A 2,251-nucleotide genomic window follows, 5' to 3' on the forward strand; every position below is an offset into this window, starting at 1 on the left:
GGGCTACGCCTTTTCAGCGCCCACCCGGAGCGGTTGTTGCAACCTACCGATGGAGTATCGCCGAGTCAAACAGCGCCGAGTTGGTCGGCAGTTGCCTGGCGAAGCACCCCGAGCATCCCTGTTAAGGTGCCCGGACCGTGGATGGGGGCCACTGCGGCGTTTTGGCCGCGGTGTCTCCCGGCTTTCCGCCGGCAAGAGAAAACATACACGACGGAACGATGAAATTTCATGATCGCAAGCAGTTTGTAAAAATTTCTTTCCGTGCTCAGACGGCTACGCATAGGCGGATGAAGATCTGGCCAACCCCGGACGTCCGCGACACGTCCACCGGCCTACCCGCGGCCTCCGGCGCTGACGCCCCCGAGGGCCGGACCGCACGAGGACCGTGCCCCGGCCGCCGGCGAAGGATCAGGAGGAAACGGAGACGGACGGGGAACAAGCAAGGCGACAGCGTGACGGGATCAGGCAACGAGGGGAACGGGTGAAGACCATGCGAGCGACCGCCCTGACATCTTTTCGCGAAGAGATCGAAGCAGTTGTCACAGCGGCCTCGTACGCGCCATCGATCCATGACACGCAGCCTTGGCACTGGCTGGTCGGGGACAGGCGCCTGGATCTGTTCGCGGATCCCTCGCGGCTCCTGGGTGCCGTCGACCCCGACGGCCGGCAACTGCTGATCAGCTGTGGCGCCGCACTGTATTACGCCCGGATCGCGCTGCGCCTGCGCGGGTTCGTCCCGGATGTCGTCGTTCTGCCGGGCGGGCCCGGCTATGGCGGCCTCCACCGGGATCTCGCCGGCAAGGAGCCGCTCGCGACCATCCGCGTCAACGCGGCCAAGCCGGCTGACTGCTGGGAGCGGTCGCTTGGCGCCGCGGCCTACCTGGGACACGCGGGACACGCGGGCCGCGGGCCGATCGAGCCCACAACCGACATGACCGGGGCGGTGGCAGCGCTCCAGGATGCCGCCGGGCTCGAAGGTGCCTGGCTGGCCACGCTGGACGACACCGGTGACGACGATCATCTCGCGACAGGCCCGACGCCGCTTGCGGGCGACAGGCGGGACGGCCAGAACGCCGTCGCGGTGCTCGGCACCGCCGCCGACCGTCCTATCGATCGGATGACGGCGGGCCAGGCGCTCGCCCGAGTGCTGCTGACGGCCACCGCCCTCGGCGTGCCCGCGTGCCCGATCGGGCACGCGCAGGACATCGACGCGATCCGCGTCACGCTGCGCGAGATTCTGCGCAGCACCGGCACCGTGCAGATGGTCATTCGACTCGGCCCGCCGCTGCCCGGCGGTGTCCTGGGCGAACCAGCCCCGCGCCGGCCGCTTTCAGAGATCCTCACGATCGCGGGCTGACGGCTGCCTGTATCAACGGTGTGACGCTCGCGGCGGGCCGAACGGATAACCAGCGCCCCACCCGGCGCAACCCGGAGCGGCACGAGGAAGGGCGACGGCGGATCTCGTCAAGCCGTCCAGAAGGGTTTTCTGAGGCAACCGGCTTGACCTTGACCCTACGTCAGGCTTCCAGCATGGCGATATGACCGCTACCAACCCCGCGATCGAGGTCGCCGGACTCACCAAGTCCTACGGCGAGCACGCCGTGCTGGACGGCGTCGAGCTGACCGTCCCGCAAGGCACCGTCTACGCGCTCCTCGGGCCCAACGGCGCCGGCAAGACGACCATCGTCAACATCCTCTCCACCTTGCTGGCCCCCGGTGACGGCGAGATCCGCGTCGCCGGCTTCGACGTACGGCGCGAGCCCGCTGGAGTGCGTGCCGTGATCGGTGCCACCGGGCAGTTCTCGGCGATCGACACGCTGCTCACCGGCCGCGAGAACCTGCGGCTGATGGCCGACCTGACGCATCTGGACCGAGCGGCCGCGACGGCTGCCGTGACCATGATGCTGACGCGTTTCGACCTTGCTGACGCGGCTGACCGGCGGGCACAGACCTACTCGGGCGGCATGAAACGACGGCTGGATCTGGCGATGACACTCATCGCCCGGCCTCAAATAATCTTCCTTGACGAGCCGACGGCCGGTCTCGACCCGCGCAGCCGTCGCAACCTGTGGGCGATCGTGCGCGAGCAGGTCGCCGACGGCGTGACGGTGCTGCTGACGACGCAGTACCTCGAGGAGGCCGACCAGCTGGCCGACCGGATCGGCGTCCTCGACAACGGTCGCCTGGTCGCCGAGGGCACGGCCGCGGAACTGAAACGGCGGGTGCCCGGCGGATGCGTGTCGGTGCGGTT

At 68.6% G+C, this 2,251-nt stretch carries 2 protein-coding genes; both read left to right on the top strand.

Annotation, left to right across the window (positions count from 1 at the left end; all coding sequences use genetic code 11):
* The first annotated feature begins 481 nt into the window (after nucleotides 1–481).
* Nucleotides 482–1,357 (top strand): hypothetical protein, encoded by an 876-nt coding sequence (locus MJ783_RS20515; protein ID WP_239312829.1) that lies wholly within the window; start codon nucleotides 482–484, stop codon nucleotides 1,355–1,357.
* A 181-nt stretch (nucleotides 1,358–1,538) separates the two neighbouring features.
* Nucleotides 1,539–2,251: ABC transporter ATP-binding protein (locus MJ783_RS20520; protein ID WP_239312830.1), on the top strand; the 713-nt coding region annotated here is incomplete at its 3' end.

The organism is Protofrankia sp. Cj3, assembly GCF_917627355.1.
GTDB lineage: Bacteria > Actinomycetota > Actinomycetes > Frankiales > Frankiaceae > Protofrankia.